At 71.2% G+C, this 17,212-nt stretch carries 16 protein-coding genes and 1 riboswitch; of the genes, 2 read left to right on the top strand and 14 right to left on the bottom strand.

What is annotated here, in order from left to right:
* Window positions 1-22: 22 nt before the first annotated feature.
* From cobA to QSK25_RS14630, 12 genes are all read right to left on the bottom strand, one after another.
* Entirely contained in the window at window positions 23-1,231 is a 1,209-nt protein-coding gene (gene cobA / locus QSK25_RS14685; RefSeq protein WP_285638787.1) for a uroporphyrinogen-III C-methyltransferase, read from the bottom strand.
* Window positions 1,232-1,282: 51 nt separating this feature from the next.
* Entirely contained in the window at window positions 1,283-1,996 is a 714-nt protein-coding gene (locus QSK25_RS14680; protein ID WP_285638786.1) for a PIG-L deacetylase family protein, read from the bottom strand.
* 52 nt (window positions 1,997-2,048) lie between these two features.
* Window positions 2,049-2,825: a S1 family peptidase gene (locus QSK25_RS14675; RefSeq protein ID WP_285638785.1), complete on the bottom strand. Its 777-nt coding sequence runs from the start codon at window positions 2,823-2,825 to the stop codon at window positions 2,049-2,051.
* Window positions 2,826-2,947: 122 nt separating this feature from the next.
* On the bottom strand, window positions 2,948-4,315 hold the full coding sequence (locus QSK25_RS14670) for a M36 family metallopeptidase (RefSeq protein WP_285638784.1): 1,368 nt from the start codon (window positions 4,313-4,315) through the stop codon (window positions 2,948-2,950).
* A 107-nt stretch (window positions 4,316-4,422) separates the two neighbouring features.
* The gene (locus QSK25_RS14665) at window positions 4,423-5,679 is read right to left on the bottom strand and encodes a cobalamin biosynthesis protein (protein ID WP_285638783.1); all 1,257 of its coding nucleotides are present in this window, start codon (window positions 5,677-5,679) and stop codon (window positions 4,423-4,425) included.
* Window positions 5,680-5,857: 178 nt separating this feature from the next.
* The gene (locus QSK25_RS14660; protein WP_285638782.1) at window positions 5,858-6,679 is read right to left on the bottom strand and encodes a hypothetical protein; all 822 of its coding nucleotides are present in this window, start codon (window positions 6,677-6,679) and stop codon (window positions 5,858-5,860) included.
* The gene (locus QSK25_RS14655; RefSeq protein ID WP_285638781.1) at window positions 6,679-7,719 is read right to left on the bottom strand and encodes a cobalt-precorrin-4/precorrin-4 C(11)-methyltransferase; all 1,041 of its coding nucleotides are present in this window, start codon (window positions 7,717-7,719) and stop codon (window positions 6,679-6,681) included. Before QSK25_RS14655 ends, QSK25_RS14660 begins: the two co-directional genes overlap by 1 nt.
* Window positions 7,720-7,751: 32 nt before the next feature.
* Window positions 7,752-9,125, bottom strand: a complete 1,374-nt coding sequence (locus QSK25_RS14650; RefSeq protein WP_285638780.1) for a cobyrinic acid a,c-diamide synthase CobB — start codon at window positions 9,123-9,125, stop codon at window positions 7,752-7,754.
* Between the two features lie 49 nt (window positions 9,126-9,174).
* The gene (cobO, locus tag QSK25_RS14645; RefSeq protein ID WP_285638779.1) at window positions 9,175-9,789 is read right to left on the bottom strand and encodes a cob(I)yrinic acid a,c-diamide adenosyltransferase; all 615 of its coding nucleotides are present in this window, start codon (window positions 9,787-9,789) and stop codon (window positions 9,175-9,177) included.
* 13 nt (window positions 9,790-9,802) lie between these two features.
* Entirely contained in the window at window positions 9,803-11,710 is a 1,908-nt protein-coding gene (locus QSK25_RS14640; protein WP_285638778.1) for a putative cobaltochelatase, read from the bottom strand.
* A 36-nt stretch (window positions 11,711-11,746) separates the two neighbouring features.
* Window positions 11,747-11,881, bottom strand: a riboswitch (cobalamin riboswitch).
* Window positions 11,882-11,993: 112 nt separating this feature from the next.
* The gene (locus QSK25_RS14635; RefSeq protein WP_285638777.1) at window positions 11,994-12,953 is read right to left on the bottom strand and encodes a threonine aldolase family protein; all 960 of its coding nucleotides are present in this window, start codon (window positions 12,951-12,953) and stop codon (window positions 11,994-11,996) included.
* Between the two features lie 22 nt (window positions 12,954-12,975).
* Window positions 12,976-14,037: a cytochrome P450 family protein gene (locus QSK25_RS14630; protein ID WP_285638776.1), complete on the bottom strand. Its 1,062-nt coding sequence runs from the start codon at window positions 14,035-14,037 to the stop codon at window positions 12,976-12,978.
* A 43-nt stretch (window positions 14,038-14,080) separates the two neighbouring features.
* On the opposite strand from QSK25_RS14630, the gene QSK25_RS14625 reads away from it, so the two are divergent.
* Window positions 14,081-15,274 carry an 8-amino-7-oxononanoate synthase gene (locus QSK25_RS14625; RefSeq protein ID WP_285638775.1) on the top strand — a complete coding sequence of 398 codons (1,194 nt, stop codon included), beginning with the start codon at window positions 14,081-14,083 and terminating at the stop codon, window positions 15,272-15,274.
* Here QSK25_RS14625 and QSK25_RS14620 read toward each other — a convergent pair.
* Entirely contained in the window at window positions 15,228-15,686 is a 459-nt protein-coding gene (locus tag QSK25_RS14620) for a GNAT family N-acetyltransferase (RefSeq protein ID WP_285638774.1), read from the bottom strand. The genes QSK25_RS14625 and QSK25_RS14620 overlap by 47 nt on opposite strands.
* A gap of 13 nt (window positions 15,687-15,699) precedes the next feature.
* Complete coding sequence (locus QSK25_RS14615; protein WP_285638773.1) at window positions 15,700-16,434, bottom strand: serine protease; 735 nt, start codon at window positions 16,432-16,434, stop codon at window positions 15,700-15,702.
* Between the two features lie 148 nt (window positions 16,435-16,582).
* On the opposite strand from QSK25_RS14615, the gene QSK25_RS14610 reads away from it, so the two are divergent.
* A complete protein-coding gene (locus tag QSK25_RS14610) occupies window positions 16,583-17,191 on the top strand; it encodes a LysE family translocator (RefSeq protein WP_285638772.1) in 609 nt (202 codons plus the stop codon).
* The last annotated feature ends 21 nt before the right edge of the window (window positions 17,192-17,212 follow it).

Genomic DNA, 17,212 nt, shown 5'->3' with positions numbered 1-17,212 from the left:
CGGCTTTTGTAAAGAAACTTATCTAACTATTTGCGGAAGCAATGTCGGTGACCGGGCCGACCACGATGATCGCCGGCGGACGGATCTCGTGGGCCTTCACGTCGGCCCCCAGCGTGTCCAAAGTGGACTTCAGAACGCGCTGGGACGCCGTGCTGCCCTCCTGGATGACGGCGACTGGCGTCGAGCCCGGCCGTCCCTCCATCAACGCCGTGGCGAACGCACCGGCGCGTTCGACAGCCATCATCAGCACGACCGTGCCGTTGAGGCGTGCGATCGCGGACCAGTCGACCAACGAGCGCGGGTCGTCCGGTGCCACGTGTCCGGAGACAACGACGACCTCGTGCGCCACCCCTCGGTGCGTCACCGGCACTCCGGCCAACGCGGGCACACCGAACGCCGACGTCACGCCCGGCACCACGGTGACCGGGATGCCGGCCTCCGCGCACGCCAGCAACTCCTCGAAGCCGCGCCCGAAGACGTACGGGTCGCCGCCCTTGAGCCGGACGACGAACTTGCCCTCCTTGGCGCGGTCGATCAGCGTCTCGTTGATGAACTCCTGCGTCGCCGCGCGCCCGTACGGGATCTTCGCCGCGTCCACGACCTCGACGTGCGCGGGCAGTTCCTCCAGCAACTCGCGCGGTGCCAGCCGGTCGGCCACCACGACGTCCGCGTGCGCCAGCAAACGCTTGCCCTGCACCGTGATCAGCTCGGGGTCGCCGGGACCGCCACCGACCAGCGCCACGCCGACGGGCGGTGCGGCCTGGTCCGCGATGCGGCCGTCGCGCAACGCCGCCACGAGCCCGTCGCGCACGGACGCCGACCGGCGGTGCTCACCCCCGGCCAGCACGCCGATCAGCATGCCGTCGTGCATGCCGCTGGCCGGCGTGACGGCCGTGCCCTCGACGGCGATGTCCGCGCGCACGCAGAACACGCGCTGCGCCAGTGCTTCTTCGCTGATCTGCGCGTTCACCTCGACGTCGGACGTGCAGGCCAGCACGTACCAGGCACCCTCGACGTCACCGGCCTCGAACAGCCTTTCGTGCCAGGTCAGCTCCCCCGCATCGACCATGCCCTGGACGGAGGGGGTGACGGACGGCGACACGAGCTCGACGACGGCGCCGGACGCGATCAGGCGGGGCAGGCGGCGCTGCGCGACCGTGCCACCGCCCACCACGAGGACGCGCCGGCCCCGGAGGTCGAGGCCGGCCAGGTAGTGCTGTTCAAAGGGCATGCGTAGAAGCATCCACACCGGACCCGCCGTGTCCAGCCGAAGGGAACATGGTCACAGCGCCAGCAGCTCGAAAGAGGTGGCCAGCACCCCTCCGAAGCGCTTTCCCGCGGCTTCTGCCATCGAACGGAGGAACGGCTCCGGGTTCGCCATCTCGCCGCCCAGCTCGTCCAGGTACGCCTTGTGCGCGCGCAGCGAGGCCACGGAAGCGTCGAACGAGTCGGTGATGTCCACGCCGTGCGTCGACAACGGCGAGGATGCCGCCAGCACGAACTTGACGCCCTGCCACTTCTCCAGACCGAGCTCCGGGAAGATCCACCGGTTGCCCGCGTCCCGCACGGCGTCCACGGCGGCGCGTCCGACGGCGATGTGGTCGGCCATGTTCAGGCCGCCGGCGGGCCAGGTCTCGCGGAAGTTGCCGGTGATCACGACCTCCGGCCGGTGCCGGCGGAGGGCGGCGGTGATGTCGCGCCGCAACGGGACCCCGTACTCGATGGTGCCGTCCGGGTGGTCCAGGAACTCGACCTCGGTGACGCCGACGGCGGCGCAGGACGCGATCTGCTCCTCGACCCGCAACGGTGCGCAGGTGGCCGGGTCCATCGAGTCGATGCCGTTCTCGCCACGGCACGCGAGCAGGTACGTGATGTTCTTGCCTTGAGCGGTCCAACGCGCGATTGCGCCCGCACCGCCGTACTCCATGTCATCGGGATGAGCGACGACGACCAGTGCACTCGACCAGTCCTCGGGCACGGGTTCCAGATCAGCCATGCAGAGCAGGGTGCGCGCCGGAGCACGCACCCCGCAACTGACGAATGACTGCTTACAGCTGAGCGGTGATCACGTCGTAGTAGGTCGCGATCCGGCCGTACACACCGGGGTAACCGGCGCCGGCGCAACCGCGGCCCCACGAGGTGTCACCGATGAGCTTGCCGCCGAAGACCAGCGGGCCACCGGAGTCGCCCTGGCAGGTGTCGACGCCGCCCTGCGGGAAGCCCGCGCAGATCATGGAGCTGTTGCTGTACTGGGAGTACGCCGTGCGGCAGGTCGCGTCGGACGTCAGCGGCACGTTGGCCTTGAGCAGGTAACGCGACGCGGAACCACCCGAGGAGGTGGTGCCCCAGCCGAGGATCAGCGCGGAGTTGCCGGCCGCGTAGAGCGCGGTGTCGGACGGCGTGGCGAGCGGCAGGGTGGCCGAGCTGATGTTGCGGTCGAGCGTCAGCACGGCCACGTCGAAGCCGGAGGTCGCGCTGCGGTAGCTCGGGTGCACCCAGATGCGGGTGACGCTCGCGACCGTGCCCGCGGTGCTCTGCTTGTCGTCACGCCCGTGCACGACGCGCGTGCTGGACGCGGAACGACCGGAGACGCAGTGTGCGGCGGTGACGACCTTGTTGGCCTTCACCAGCGTGCCGCCGCAGAACTGCGAACCCGAGGTCGACGCCAGGTAGACGACCCACGGGTAGGTGGCGGTGCTCGCCCGCGTGCCGCCGACGATCATCGGCGACACGTCGCCCGCGTTGGCTGCGGGAGCGACGAAGAAGATGCTTGCGAACGCGGTCACCGCGATGGACACGATCAGGCGACGCAGGGTTTTCGCCATGGTGCCAGTCCTTCCCTTGACGCTGTGTGTGCAGGGTGTGAAGCACGGCACACACAGCGTCAGGGTCGGAGATTCGGCGGCGGAACCGCCATTAGTCGGACATGTCCGACTTCACCGTTGACTCAGGCGATGCCACGAGCCGTGAACGCGGCCTTGACCGTGGCGGCGTCCGCGTCGCCGTAGAGCTTCTTGGCGGTGGCGACCGTCGCGGCGGCGGCCTGGGCGAACGTGGTCGAGGGCGTGTACGAGAACTGCGCCTCCAGCACGATCTTCGCCGCCTTGTCCCGGCCGAACGCCTTGTAGACGTCGAACAGGGCACGCGACCAGATCTGGCCGTCGAAGTGGACCTCGTTCTGGCGCTGGCTGACCGTCAGGTTCGTGTCGGTGCGGCGCAGGCAGTGCGGGGTCTCGGTGGTGTAGGCCGTGGCGTCCCAGTCCATGATGCACGCGAGCGGGGTCGTGGCCGTGTCCTGGGCGTCGCGAGAGGACATGATCAACGCCCACCAGTCGCCGAAGCCCTCGCCGATCGAGCCGCCGTCGAGCGACGAGCCGAATCCCGGCACCTGGGCGTCCTGGATGGCGTGGCCGAGTTCGTGCCAGACGACCTCGACGTCCTCGGCGTCGTCGACACCGCCGGTGCCGAACGTGATCTGGTCCTTGCTCGGGTCGTAGAACGAGTTGTCCTCGGTGAGGCCGAGCGTGGTGATCTTCTGGGCCTCGTTGTTGATGTTGGTGAAACCGAGGCCCTGGATGTACTTCTGCGCCTCGGTCACGCCCCAGTAGGCGTTGACCTGCTCGAAGAAGTCGTTGGTGCGGGTGTAGTCGAACCGGTTGCTCTTGTTGTACGCGAGCTTGCCCTTGGCGCCGGTGATCGTCGCGTACTTGCCCTTGAGGTAGCCCGAACCGTCCAGATCGGACAGCGTGACCGACTTGTACGCGGCGGCGGGAACGGCCGAGTCGGCGTCGTTGGCGTCCTTCAGGTTCTGGTTCTGCTGCGACGACACGGGGTTAGGGCTGAACACCTTGCCGGTGCCGTTGGCGTGCTTGACCAGGCTCTCGGTCTTGACGACCGCGCCGGACTCCGCGTGCACCAGCGTGCGCTCGGATCCCCTGCCGTGGTCGGAGATCACCTCGTAGACGAGTCCGGTGCCGGGCAGCACCTTGAGGTTCGCGCCCTCGGGTGCGTTCGTCTTGGACTTGGCGTCTTCGGCCGTGATGGCGGGCGTGACGTCGACCGCGCCGACCTGCAGGCGGCCGTCGTCCACGGTCTTCACGCCGGTCGCCTTGTCGACGTGCTCGACGTAATAGGCGCCCAGCACGGGTTTTCCGTCGAAAGTCTGCTCGTACCAGGTGTGCGTGGCCGTCAGCGAGTCGCGCACGGTCAGCAGGCGCAGGCCTTCCTTCGGCGCGGCGGCCTGGGCGGTGATCGTCAGCAGGGACAGTGCGACGCCGGCGGTGCAGGCGACAGCGACAAGACGACGGGCTCTCATGCCGGTCTCCAGTGCTTCGGGCCCCCTGGTGCAGGGAATGGGGCCGTGTGCATGGCGACGCTAATCAAGAAAACTTCGTCGCTGACCCTACGAAAGAAGGAAAAACATCAGCTTTCCCATACTCCGGGAACAACAATTACGTCGGCTTCGACCGGAATGTCCAGCGTTGGCCCGGTTCCGAATGCGACGAACGCGACGGCCGCGCCCTGAGCGGCCAAATCGCACGCGCCCTCGTGCCGGATTTCCGTACCGGCCCGCAGAAGCGGGCCCACCGCGTCGGTCGCCTCTTTCGTCCCGACCACGTACGCGGCGCGCCGGATCTCCGCCTCGGCCCGCGGTGTCCGTTCCTGCGCCGACCCCGGTCCGAGCCCGACCAGCGCGAGCCGGCCACGCGGCAGCACCCGTGCCGCGGCCACGGTTACGTTGTCCCGCTTGAACTTCTCGGCCGCGAGCTCGACCGGACCGCCGTACCCGAGGCTCTGCGCGCCCTTGATCGCGGCCGCCTCGGCGACGCTCGCCGTCCCCATCGAGTTGCGCACCACCGAACTCGGGTTGGGCACGTCGATCTCGGCGAGCACCTCCGTCGGGAACGTCAGCAGCTCGGCGGTGTCGCCGTGCCAGAAACCCCAGTCCTCCACGGCGTCCACGATGCCGGGTTCGTCCGCCTTGGAGTCGGCCGTCGCGAACGCCTTGATGGCCCTCAGGTCCAGGCCACCGGTCGCGTCCAGTTCGGACAGTGCCGCCCCCACGCTGGTGGCCGACGCACCCCGCGTCGAACCCACCCCGACGACGAGCGTGCGCGGCACGATCCGCAGCACGTTCTCCTTGCTCGCCCCTGCCTTGTCGTCCACCACGACCACCCAGGTGGCGTCCTCGCCGCCCGGCACGACGTTCGGTGGCAACGCGGGCAGCGGGAAGTTCAACGGGTTGCGCAGCACGACCTTCTCGCCGGCCTCGATGGCGGCGGTGCAGGCCGCGACGTCGCCGTCGGCGGTGGCGTCGAGCTGCTCGACCAGTTCGTCCAGCATGGAGTCGATGGACGGGCCGGTCGTCACCACGGCGGTGCGGTTGAGCAGGTCGGCGACGTGCCGCGTGAAGACGTCCGCGTCGCCCGCCAGCGCCACGACGAAGTGCTGGTCGACGCAGACCACGGCGGGGTCGGACCGCTTGTCCCGCAGGAGGGGCGCGACCAGCCGGACGGCGGTGGCGGCGTCGAGGAACAGCACGACCGCGCCGAGGCGGGGCCAGAGGCTGCGGACTGCGGGCTTGACCGGGCCGTCGGGGACGACGGCGTCGGCGCCGAGGAGACCTGCCAGGTCGGCGGCGTCACCGCGCTGAGCCGGTCCGGCGAACACTCCGATCACGCCTGCGCTCCCCGCGGCTGGAAGAGGACGGCTGAGGCAGGCGGCGCGGACGGACCGCTCACACCCGCCACCCACGACTGAAAACGAACGGCTCGGGCGAGCCGCGCGAACGGACCGCTCACACCCGCCACCCACGACTGAAAACGAACGGCTGGAGCGAGCCGCGCGAACGCACCGCTCACTTCTTGGTTCCCCACAACACCGTCACCGGCACCGCCGGCGCGAACCCCGAGTCCAGCAGGCGTGAAGCCGTCCAGTGCACACCCTCGACCTCGTACCCGGCCGCCGCCAGCGCGTCCCGGGCGGGCACGATCTCGTCCACGCTCTCCGTCGCCACCACGACCCGCTTCGCCGACACGGCGGCGGAGGCCTTGACCGCGCTCAGGTTCCCGCGCCCGACGAACACCGCGTCCGGCCGCGGCAGCGAGGGTGCGTCCAGCTCGGATTCCTCGACCCGGACGTCGACGCCGTGCGCCGAGGCGTTCGCGATGATCCGCACGCACTGCACCGGGTCCGGTTCGACCGCGATCACGGCGGCACCGAGCCGGGCGCACTCGACGCCCACCGCGCCGGAGCCGGCCAGGACGTCCCACACCAGCACGCCGGGGCGTGGGGCGAGGCGGGCCAGCACGAAGGCGCGGACCTCGGCGCCGAGGACGTGGGTCCTGGTCGCGAAGGAGTCGTCGGGCAGTGCCCAGCCGTCGCGGGACTGGAGGAACTCGTTGTCCGCCAGGCACAGCACGGCGGTCGGGGCGGTCCAGCGCCGGGTGACGGCGTCGCGCGGGTCGATCGGGACCAGCTCGTCGCCGTCCTGCACGGTGAGGGTGCGGCGCCAGCCCGCGAGGCCCGCGCCGATCTCGGCGGGGCCGATGCCGTCGGCGAGTTTCACGACGACGGCGGAGTGGGCCCGGCAGACGTTCAGCGCCGGACGCAGGCCGTCCGCCGCGTCGACGACCTCGGCGGGGCGGGCGGCTGCGCTCAGCAGCTTCTCGAACGACATCAGTCAGCTGACCGCTTGGCCTTGCGGGCCTGCCTCTTGCGCGGCGAGGAAGTGGAGGCGTTGACGGTCGGCGGCTTCGGCTTCTCGGCCGCCACGACGGTCAGCTTCGGCTTGGGGGCCGGCTCCTCGGCGGGCTTGCGGACCGACTGCTGTATTTCCTCGACCGCCGTCCACGCCGGGTTCGACTCGGCGGGAGTGGCGGCAGGAGCGACGGCCGGCACGGCGGCGGGGATCGGCTCGTCGGTGCGCGTCGCGATGCGCGAGGCGGCCCGGCGCGACCAGCGGGTCGGGCGGGCGGCGCGCAGCGGTTCGTCGACGGACGCGGTGGCCGTGCCGGAGACGCGGCGGGTCGGGGCCTTCACGGCCGTGCCCACGAGGAACAGGGTCGGGCGGTACAGCTTGTGCTGCTTCACCACGGACTCCAGCGCGCCGACCGTGGTGTGCACGACGACCTCGTCGGTCTGGCTCACCTTGTACGCGACGACGACCGGGGTGTCCTCGGTGTAGCCGCCCGCCAGCAGCTTCTCCACGAACTGGCCGGTGCGCGCGCCCGAGACCGTGGCGGCCATCGTGGTCTGCAGCGCGGCGAACTCCTGGACGCGCTCGCTGCTCTCCGGCGAGATCAGCACGGTCGAGGACGCCTCGGTCGTGGTGAGCTCGCGGCCGATCCTGGCGGCCGCCGCGGCGACGACGGACACGCCCGGCACGACCTCGACCTCGAGGCCGAGGCGCACGCACAGGTCGTGCTGCTCCTGCACGCCCCCGCCGGTCGCGGCGTCGCCCGCGTGCAGGCGCACGACGACCTGGCGCGACGCGGCGGCGCGGCGGTACAGGTCGGTGATCTCCTCCTGCGTGACGCGCGAGAAGTCGACCAGGTCGGCCTCGGCCTTCGCGTGCTCGCGGACGCACTCCACGTCCACGGCGCTCGGAGCCCAGATCACGACGTCGGCTTCCGCGATGCGGCGCGCGCCGCGGAGGGTGATGAGGTCGGCGGCACCGGGACCGGCGCCGACGAAGGAGACCCGACCGGTCGTCGTCACGACAGCTCCACAGGGGGTTTGGGGAGAGAGGCTTAGACGAGGACCGTACCGTCTGCCACTCCGGCCACGAACGGGTGGCAGGCCCGCACGAACCGGGCCACCGCTTCGGGGTCACCGGCCGGGTGCGTGTGCAGGTACGACGCGTGCACGCCACCGAACGCGAACCCCTCGGCGACCGGCCTCGAATCGACGCCGCGCCACTGCCACGCGGGCGGGTCGGAGTGCGGTGTGGACAGCTGCGTGCGGTGGAACTCGTGGCCGGTCACGCGGCTGCCGGGAGCGTGCAGCGGCGACCCCGCGGACGCCACCGCGTCCCGATAGCCCAAGGTCAGCTTCGGCGTCATGAACCCCTCGGCGTCGATCACCCCGCACATCGGGTGCCCGTCGAGCGAGCGCGCGAGGTACAGCAACCCTCCGCACTCGGCGTGCACCGGCGCACCCGATCGAGCGAACCGAGCGACCGCCGCGCGCAACGGGGCGTTGGCCGACAGCGCTTCCGCGTGCTGTTCGGGAAACCCACCCGGCAGCACGAGTCCCGCCGTGCCTTCCGGCAGTTCCTCGTCGTGCAGCGGATCGAGCACCGCGACGGCCGCGCCGGCCGCCTTCAGCACCTCGACGTGCTCTGCGTACCCGAACGTGAACGCCGCCCCGCCCGCGACCGCCACCACCGGCTCCGAAGGCACCCGCTCGACCTGCGGCTCCCACGCCGCGACGGCCATCGCGGGCACCGACGCGAGCCGGCGCACCCCGTCGAGGTCGACGTGCTTGGCCACGGCGGCGGCGATGGCGTCCACGGCGGCCACGGCCTCGGCACCGTGCTCGGCCGCCGTCACGAGCCCCAGGTGCCGTGAGGGCAGGGAGAACTGCGGATCGCGCGGCAGCACGCCGAGCACGTCCAGCCCCACCTCGTCGCACGCCGACCGCAGCACCTGCTCGTGGCGTTCCGACCCGACCTGGTTGAGGATCACGCCGCCGAGCCGGACCGTGGGGTCGTAGCCGCGGAAGCCGTGCAGCAACGCCGCGAGCGACCGGCTCTGCCCGCGCGCGTCCACGACGAACAGCACGGGTGCGCCGATCAGCTTCGCGACGTGCGCGGTGGAGCCGAGACCGGCGGTGTCGATGCGGCCGTCGAAGAGGCCCATGACGCCTTCGACTACGGCGATGTCGCAGCCCTTCGAGCCGTGCGCGAAGAGACCCGGGACGCGGTGCTCGCCGACCATGACCGGGTCGAGGTTGCGACCGGGACGGCCGGTGGCGAGCGAGTGGTAGCCGGGGTCGATGTAGTCGGGCCCGACCTTGAACGGCGCGACGCGGGAACCGGTGCGGCGCAACGCGGCCATCAGGCCGGTGGCCACGGTGGTCTTGCCGCTGCCGGAGGCGGGGGCCGCGATGACGAGGCGGTTCACCACCGGGCACCCCGCTGCCCGGAGGCGAAGACGGTCGTGAACGGTCCGCTCACCACTCGATCCCCCGCTGCCCCTTCTGCCCGGCGTCCATCGGGTGCTTGACCTTCGTCATCTCCACCACGAGGTCCGCCGCGTCGACCAGCTTCTGCGGCGCGTACCGCCCGGTGATCACCACGTGCTGGTGGCCCGGCCGGGAGACCAGCGCGTCCACCACCTCGTCCACGTCGATCCACCCCCAGTGCAGCGGGTAGGTGAACTCGTCCAGCACGTAGAACCCGTGCCGTTGCGAAGCGAGGCGGCGAGCGATCTCGGCCCAGCCCTCACGGGCGGCCTCGGCGTGGTCGTCCTCGGTGCCCTGCTTGCGGGTCCAGGACCAGCCCTCGCCCATCTTGTGCCACTCGACGGCACCGCCCTCGCCGGTCTCGTCGTGCAGCCGGCCGAGCGCCTTGAACGCGGACTCCTCGCCCACCTTCCACTTGGCGGACTTCACGAACTGGAACACGCCGATGTCCCAGCCCTGGTTCCAGCCGCGCAGCGCCATGCCGAACGCCGACGTCGACTTCCCCTTCATCTCGCCGGTGTGCAGCATCAGCAACGGGCGGTTGCGGCGCTGCCGGGTGGTCAGCCCGTCCTTCGGGACCGCGGTGGGTTGTCCTTGGGGCACTGGGGTTTCTCCTTCACGCGGCCCGGACGACGCCGGCGAGGTGGTCGGCGGACAGCTGGTCGAGCCGCACGCAGGTGCCCTGCAACGCCTCGGCGACCTTCGCGGCGAGACCGAGGCGGACGTGTCCCTGCTCGCAGTCGACGACCACGACGGCGGTCTGCTCCAGCAGCCCGGCGGCCTTCAGCGCGTCCTTGGTCGGGTCGCCGCCGAGGCCGCTCGAAGTGGCCCGGCCGTCCGTGAGCAGCACGACCAGGGGGCGCTTGCGCGGGTCCCGCAGCCGTTCGATCTCCAGTACTCGGTGGGCCTTCAACAGTCCGTCCGCCAACGGGGTGCGGCCCCCGGTGCGCATCTTCTTCAACCGCGTCGCTGCGGCGTCGACCGAGGTCGTCGGGGGCAACGCGACCTCGGCGGACCGGCCGCGGAACGTCACCACGCCCACCTTGTCGCGGCGCTGGTAGGCGTCGCGCAACAGCGAGATCACCGCGCCGCTGACCGCCGACATCCGCTTCTGCGCGGCCATCGAGCCGGAGGCGTCGACCACGAAGAGGACCAGGTTCGACTCCTTGCCCTCCCGCACGGCCCTGCGCAGGTCGGAGGCGGTGAGCAGGAGTCCGGGGCCGGTCCGTCCCCGTGCGGCCTGGTGCGGTGCCGCGGTGGCCAGCGTGTCGACCAGGTGCAGCCCGTTGCCGTCCACTGTGGACGAGCGGACGATCCGGCCGGTGCGGGCGCGGGCGCGGGACCGCTTGCCCGGCGCGCCTTCGCCGACTCCGGGGACCTCCAGCAGGCGCGCCTTGAACGCGGGTGAGGGTTCCGGCGCCGGACGGTCTTGAGGCGCGTTCCCGTTGCCCTGGGGGCGTTCCTGCGGTTCGGGCAGCTCTCCACCGCCGGGGCCGTCGTCGTCCGGGCCCTCGTCCGAGGGCTCCTCGGCGTGCTCGGCGGCCTGCTTCATGGCGTCCTCGAGCTGCTGCTCCTCGATGCCGGGCTCGTCGAACGGGTCGCGGCGGCGCCGGTGCGGCAACGCGAGCCGGACGGCGGTCTCGACGTCGGCCTCCTCGACCGCGCCGGCCCCGCGCCACGCCGCGTGCGCCACGGCGGCGCGGGCGACCACGAGGTCCGCGCGCATGCCGTCGACCTCGAAAGCCGCGCAGACGGCGGCGATCCGGCGCAGCTCACCGTCCGGGAGGGACACCCCGGCCAGCCGGGACCGCGCGTCGGTGATCTGCTGCTTCAGCTCGGCGTCCTGCGCTGCCCAGCGGGCGGCGAACCCGGCCGGGTCGGCCTCGTAGGCGAGCCGGCGGCGGATGACCTCGGTGCGCACGGCGACGTCACGGGCGGCCTTCACCGCGACGGTCAGCCCGAACCGGTCGAGCAGCTGCGGCCGCAGCTCGCCCTCTTCGGGGTTCATCGTGCCGACCAGCAGGAACTGCGACGGGTGCGACACCGACACGCCCTCGCGCTCGACGTGCGCGCGGCCCATCGCGGCGGCGTCGAGCAGCAGGTCGACCAGGTGGTCGTGCAGCAGGTTGACCTCGTCGACGTACAGCACGCCCCGGTGCGCGGCGGCCAGCAGACCGGGCTGGAACGCGCGGACCCCCTCGGTCAGCGCCTTCTCCAGGTCGAGCGATCCGACCAGCCGGTCCTCGGTAGCACCGACGGGCAGTTCGACGAGCCGGGCCGGACGCCGCTGCACGCCGTCGTGCGGCGCGTCGGGGCAGTCGGTGGTCCCGGGCGCGCAGCCGAACCGGCAGCCGGCCGAGACGTCGAGCTCGGGCAGCAACGCGGCCAGCGCGCGCACGATGGTCGACTTCGCGGTCCCCTTCTCCCCTCGGACGAGAACGCCGCCGATGCCGGGGTGCACGGCGTTCAGCAGCAGGGCGAGCCGGAGGTCGTCATGGCCGACGACAGCCGAAAACGGGAACATGCTCAGCGAAGTCCTTCCTCGGGTGTCCACGCCCGCGGTGAGGTGAAGAGGGGGACGAGTTCCTGACTCCCGGCTTCGGAGAACCGGTCACAGTCGCGGGACGGCGCCGGAGTTCCACCGGCTTCCTCGCACTCCCCTCACAGCCCCGGCATCGTCGCATTTCGCACGGCAGGGTCCAACAGCCAGGTGAGCGACGTCGCTAGTGGCGTCGATCAAAACGGTGCCGGTGCATTCGTGTTCAGACGGTCGTGTCGGGGTGCCGCCACCGATTTGAGCGACGTCGCTAGATCAGCGCGAGGAACTCCTTCCACGCCGCTCTGACCTCGTCGCCCGTCCACTCCAGCGCGGGCTCGGCCACGGTCACCTCGGTCTTGGCCAGCTGCCCGTCCTGCCAGAACCCGCCGAGGAACTTCCCGCTCAGCTCCTTGAGCCGAGCCGGATCGCCGGGCAGGTGCAGCGCGAACTGGTGCGTGTGCGGTTCGGGCTGGTCCATCGCGGCGGCGACGACCTTGGCGTGCGCGACGTACGAACCGAGCTTGGGCAGGACCGTGTCCAGGCCGTGCAACGCCGACAACGCCGCAGGCCACTGCTGGAACAGCATGCCGCCGTAGCGGTGCCGCCAGACCCGTGCCTGCTCGACGAAGTCCCGCGTCCCGGCGAGCGCCGCGCCGGAGATGCCCTCCAGCGACTTGTAGAACGACACGTAGACCGAGTCGAACAGCCCCGCGATCTCGGGCAACGGCTTGCCCAGGCCGTGCGTGCTCTCCCACAGCCGCGCGCCGTCGAGGTGCACGACCGCGTCCCGTTCGCGGGCGAGGTCCACCACCGACACCAGCTCGTCCCACGAAGGCAGCACGAATCCGGCCTCGCGGTCCGGCACCTCCAGCAGCAGCGTCCCGAACGGCTCGGGGCACGTGCCGACGTCGGCGTTGCGCACCTTGATCGGCCGCAACCCGGACAGCACGGTCAACGCCTCGTCCTCGTGCTGCAACGGGTGCGCGGCGGGGTGCATCGCGACGATCGGGTTGTGGGTGCGGTCGGCCCAGCAGCGCAACGCGATCTGCTGCGCCATCGTCCCGGTCGGCACGAACAAGGCCGCCTCGGTGCCGAGCAACGCGGCCACCCGCTCCTCCAGCGCGCCCACCGGGCCGCCGTCGCCGTAGCGGTCGGGGTCGACGTCCGGCACCGGGCCGAGCGACTCCAGCAACGTCTTCCTGCGGACTCCCGAGAGCTGTCGGTTCATCACCCCAGCATCAAACCTCAGGTCAGCGGCTCACAGCCACCGACTTCGGGGCGCGGAAGGACAGCAGGTTCAGCCACTCCGGCCGCGGCCCGACCAGGTGCAACGACGGTTCGTGCCGAGCCACCGTGCGCAACGTCACGGCGACCTCCAGCCGGGCCAGCCCCGCGCCGAGGCAGAAGTGGCGGCCGTAGCCGAACGCCAGGTGGCGCGGGTCGGTTTCCTTACCGCTCAACAACAACACGAGCTCCGCACCGGCCGGAACGCGCACACCGGACAGAACGACCTCACGCGCGGTCAGCCGCCGCCAGGTCACCACGGGTGTCTCGGTCCGCAGCACGTCCTCGACGAACGCCTCCGCGACGCCGGGCTCGGGCAGCCGCGCCCACAGCTCCCGGTCCTGCAACGCGCGCCGCAACGCCGTGGACAGCAGCTGGGTCGTCGTCTCCTGGCCGGCGATCAGCAGGAAGTAGCAGAGACCCGCGGAGTCCTCCGCCGACACACCGGCGTCGGCCAGCGCGCAGAACAGCCCGCCGTCGCGGGCGTGGTAGCGCTTGACCAGCCACTGGTGGAAGTCGCCGACGTCGCCGACCAGCTCCAGCTGGCGTTCGCGGGTGATGTCGCCCCAGAAGAACTCCAGCGACCCCGTGCTCCACCGCTTCAAAGTCGGTACGTCGACATTGGGCAGCCCGAGCAGGTCCATCAGCACGATCGCGGGGAGGTCCCAGGCGAGGTCCCGCACGAGATCCGTGCCACCCAGGCGTTCCAGAACAAGGGCTTCGATGCGAGGCTCCGCTGCGGCAACGCGCGTGGCCGTGAAGAAGGACGCCACGAGTCGCCGCAGGTCAGCGTGTGAATCGGACCCGTTGTTCGCGAGCGTCGGCGGAAGCGAGAAGCGGGCGCGGACCAGCGACCGCAACGCCGCCGGAGCCACCGGCGTCACGGCGGTCAGCGCGTTGTCGGGCAGGTACGTGACGGGATCGGCGAGCACGGCACGCACGTCGTCGTAGTCGGACACCACCCAGCGGCCGCCGAGGAACTGCACCGGCGAGGTGAGTTCGGCGCGCGTGAAGGTGAACAGGTCCACGAGCGGCACGCTAGCGGCCGGATGGGAGACTCAGGCGGTGACCGTGAGCACAACTGAGGCGATTTCCAGTCCTGGTGAGGCGACGTTCGACTGGATCGACGTCCGCTCCGAAGCGCGGGCCAAGGCCGGTCTGACCCGGCGGCTGCGGCCGCGCACGTCGGACTCGACGGACCTCGACCTCGCGAGCAACGACTACCTGGGCCTCGCCAAGGACAAGCGCGTCGCCGGCGCCGCCGCGGCCGCCACGCTGAAGTGGGGTGCGGGGTCCACGGGATCGCGCCTGGTCACGGGCTCGACCGAGCTGCACGCCGAGCTGGAGTTCGAACTCGCGAACTTCTGCGGCTCGCAGTCCGCGCTGGTGTTCAGCAGCGGCTACATGGCGAACCTGGCCGCGGTCACGGCGTTGTCCGGCCCCGGCACGGCGATCGTCGCGGACCAGCACATCCACGCGTCGCTGATCGACGGCACGCGGCTGTCGAAGGCCGACGTCGTCGTCGCGGACCACTGCGACGTCCGCAAGGTCCGGCACGCGCTGGAGACCCGCGGGAAGCGGCGCGCGATCGTCGTCACGGACTCGGTGTTCAGCGTCGACGGCGACATCGCCCCGCTGAACGAACTGCACGACGTGTGCCGCGAGACCGGTGCGGCGCTGGTGGTCGACGACGCGCACGGCCTCGGCGTCGTCGGACCGGGCGGCCGCGGCGCCGTCGCGGAGGCGGGCCTCATCAAGCAGCCGGACGTGATCACCACGCTGACGCTGAGCAAGTCGCTCGGCGCGATGGGCGGCGCGGTGCTCGGTCCATCACGCGTGATCAAGCACCTGATCGACACCGCGCGGCCGTTCATCTTCGACACCGGCCTCGCGCCGAGCAGCGCCGCGGCGGCCCTCGCGGCGATCAGGATCCTGCGCGAGGAGCCGGACCGTCCCGAACGGGCGCTGACCGTGGCGCACGAGCTGAGCAACCGGCTCAAGGAAGCCGGTTTCCAGGTCAGCACGCCGACCGCGGCCGTCGTGAGCGTGCGGGCACCGGGGCCCGAGCAGGCGTTGCGGTGGGCGGAGACGTGCCGCATGAGCGGTGTCGTCGTCGGCTGCTTCCGGCCGCCGTCGGTGCCGGACCAGATCAGCAGGCTGCGGCTCACCGCGCGCGCCGATCTGACCGAGGCCGACATCGAGCGCGCGGTGCGCGTGATCAGGGAGAGCGCCGCATCCGCAGGTGTGGAATCCCGTCCTCGATGAACTCGGCGCCTTCGGCGACGAACCCGAACGACGCGTAGAAGTCGGCGACGTACGTCTGCGCGTCGAGCACTGACGGTGTGCTGCCGACGTCCGCGAGCGCGGCCTGCATGAGCCGGCGGCTGTAGCCGCGGCCGCGGGCCATGCGCGCGGTCGCGACGCGGCCGATCCGGAACGTGCCGTCGGGTTCCTCGAGCAGGCGCAGGTACGCGAGCGGCTCGTGCGAGCCTTCCGCTTCCAGCCAGAAGTGCCGTGTGCCCTGCTCGAGGTCGCGGCCGTCGACGTCGGCGTAGACGCAGTTCTGCTCCACGACGAAGACGTCCTGCCGCAGCCGCAGGATGGCGTAGAGCTGGTCGGGGCTCAGGTCGAGGCCCCACTGCCGCCGCAGGGTGGCGGGAAACTGTGTGGTTCGCACCTCACCGTGGATATCAGAAGCCCAGCGTCTGCCGGTAGTTCGCGAGCCGGGTGTAGACACCGGGTTCGTCCGGCCGTGCGCAGCCCCGGCCGAACGACACGACTCCGGCGAGCCTGCCGCGCACCACGAGCGGCCCGCCCGAGTCACCCGTGCACGCGTCCCGACCGCCTCGCCCGGCGCACAGCATCGCGCCCGGCCGGTAGTCGGGTTCCTTCAGCAGGCACTCGGAGTCGGACAGGATCGGCACCGTCACCTTGCGCAGCGACAGGGCGGGCGGGACGTTCTCGGCGGTGCGGCCCCAGCCGAGCACCACGCCGTCGTCCCCGACCTCGCCGAGCGCGATCGTCCGGTACGGCACCGGCCGCGCGAGCGTCAGGATCGCCACGTCGTCGCCCTTGGTGACCTCGACGTAGTCCGGGTGCCGCCACACGCCGCTCACCGCCGCGTCCACACCCTCGGCCTTGTCGCGCAGGTCCGTGCGGCCCGCGACGACGCGCAGCTGCTCCGGCGGGCGCTGGTTCTTGCCGAGCACGCCCTTCAGCGTGACGCAGTGCGCGGCCGTCATGACCTTGTTCTCGGCGACGAGCGCGCCACCGCAGATCAGCTGACCGTCCGTGGTGGTGATCGCCACAACCCACGGGGTGTCCGCCACCCGCGCGGGTGTCCCCCCGACGATCGCATCGGCGGACGTACCACCGCTGACCAGCGCGATCACCGCTACCAGCACGGCAAGCCGCTTACCCCTCACGGACCACTCCTCGTTGCGCCAGGTGGACGATCGGTCACCAACGGTAGCGATCGCGCTAGGACGGCGTCAAAACCGGAGATTCTTGTGCTAGTTTTCCGTTCGGCCGGAGATTTTACGGCCAGTGAGGTAGATCACGGGGGTATGTACGGTGTTGTTCGACTTCGGCCAGGTTCCGGCCTTCCTCATCGCGTGCGCGGTCGTCATCGTGACCCCCGGCGTGGACGCGTTCCTGCTCCTGCGCACGTCACTGCGGTCGGGGACGCGGGCCGGGCTGCTCGCGCTGGGCGGGATCCACACGGCTGCCGCCGTCCAGGTGGGGCTGGTGATCTCCGGGCTCGGCGTGGTGCTCGCGCGGTACCCGATGGTGCTCACGGCCCTGCGGTGGATCGGCGCCGGCTACCTGCTCTACCTGGCGGTTTCCATCACGCGGGGGCTGTTGAGGCGGTCCGGCGAGGAGCCCGTCGAGGTCATGAGCTCGCGGCCGTTCCGGCAGGGCTTCCTGACCAACATCACGAACCCGAAGATGATCCTGTTCTCGCTGGCGTTCCTGCCGCAGTTCATCGGATCGGGTGAACCGGCGCCTCAGCTCGCCATGCTGGCCGTGGTGTTCCTGGGGCTGGCGGCGGTGTGGGAGTTGATGATCGTGCTGGCGGCTTCCCGGGTCGCCGGGCGGTTGAAGCGGCCCGGGGTCACCACCGCGCTGGACGCGGTGTGCGCCGCGGTGTTCCTGACGATGTCAGTGGGGCTGGTCGTCTGAGGTTTCGGGGTCAGGTAGGTC

The sequence above is a fragment of the Lentzea sp. NBRC 102530 genome (genome assembly GCF_030269365.1).
Classification (GTDB): Bacteria; Actinomycetota; Actinomycetes; order Mycobacteriales; family Pseudonocardiaceae; genus Lentzea.
Note: the sequence above shows the minus strand (reverse complement) of the source record. Positions and strands in the feature narration are given on the sequence as shown.

Excerpts from the sequence above, each read along its gene's own strand:
- QSK25_RS14640 (WP_285638778.1), bottom strand. The coding sequence starts at position 11,710 with ATGTTCCCGTTTTCGGCTGTCGTCGGCCATGACGACCTCCGGCTCGCC.
- cobA (WP_285638787.1), bottom strand. The coding sequence starts at position 1,231 with ATGCCCTTTGAACAGCACTACCTGGCCGGCCTCGACCTCCGGGGCCGG.
- QSK25_RS14675 (WP_285638785.1), bottom strand. The coding sequence starts at position 2,825 with ATGGCGAAAACCCTGCGTCGCCTGATCGTGTCCATCGCGGTGACCGCG.
- QSK25_RS14680 (WP_285638786.1), bottom strand. The coding sequence starts at position 1,996 with ATGGCTGATCTGGAACCCGTGCCCGAGGACTGGTCGAGTGCACTGGTC.
- QSK25_RS14660 (WP_285638782.1), bottom strand. The coding sequence starts at position 6,679 with ATGTCGTTCGAGAAGCTGCTGAGCGCAGCCGCCCGCCCCGCCGAGGTC.
- QSK25_RS14635 (WP_285638777.1), bottom strand. The coding sequence starts at position 12,953 with ATGAACCGACAGCTCTCGGGAGTCCGCAGGAAGACGTTGCTGGAGTCG.
- QSK25_RS14670 (WP_285638784.1), bottom strand. The coding sequence starts at position 4,315 with ATGAGAGCCCGTCGTCTTGTCGCTGTCGCCTGCACCGCCGGCGTCGCA.